Origin of the sequence: Pseudomonas sp. Fl5BN2 (assembly GCF_009908205.1) — a bacterium.
Lineage (GTDB): Bacteria > Pseudomonadota > Gammaproteobacteria > Pseudomonadales > Pseudomonadaceae > Aquipseudomonas.
The window spans coordinates 1-460 of record NZ_JAAARL010000063.1 but is presented as its reverse complement, the minus strand read 5'-3'; the positions used below and the strand labels follow the sequence as shown (position 1 = coordinate 460).

The window sequence follows — 460 nt, the reverse complement described above, 5'->3', positions numbered from 1 at the left end:
CCCGGATCACGAGTGCTATCATCCGCCCTTATGCTTAGCGCATTAACCCCAGGGGCAAATAATGAACCACGATATCCCGCTAAAATATTTTGATATTGCCGATGAGTACGCGACCGAATGCGCAGAGCCTGTCGCAGAGGCTGAACGCACACCGCTGGCCCACTACTTCCAGTTACTGCTCACCCGTTTGATGAATAATGAAGAGATCAGTGAAGAAGCCCAACATGAAATGGCTGCTGAAGCGGGGATTAATCCCGTACGCATTGATGAGATCGCAGAGTTTTTGAATCAATGGGGTAATGAGTAATTATTTAATTGCAGACTATCGGTCAGTATCGTTGCCCGGATAAAGCGTTCGCGCCGCATCCGGCTAAAAATGACACGCACTGCAGCATGCTTTAATGGGTTTCTCACGATCGTACCGCTATGCTCCTCGCTAAGTTGTTCTGTGAGTTATAGT

Annotated in this window: 1 protein-coding gene; it reads left to right on the top strand. The window is 48.3% G+C overall.

The annotated features are described in order from the left end of the window. Positions 1-61: 61 nt before the first annotated feature. Positions 62-307 carry a YmjA family protein gene (locus GV819_RS32560; protein WP_001015110.1) on the top strand — a complete coding sequence of 82 codons (246 nt, stop codon included), beginning with the start codon at positions 62-64 and terminating at the stop codon, positions 305-307. The last annotated feature ends 153 nt before the right edge of the window (positions 308-460 follow it).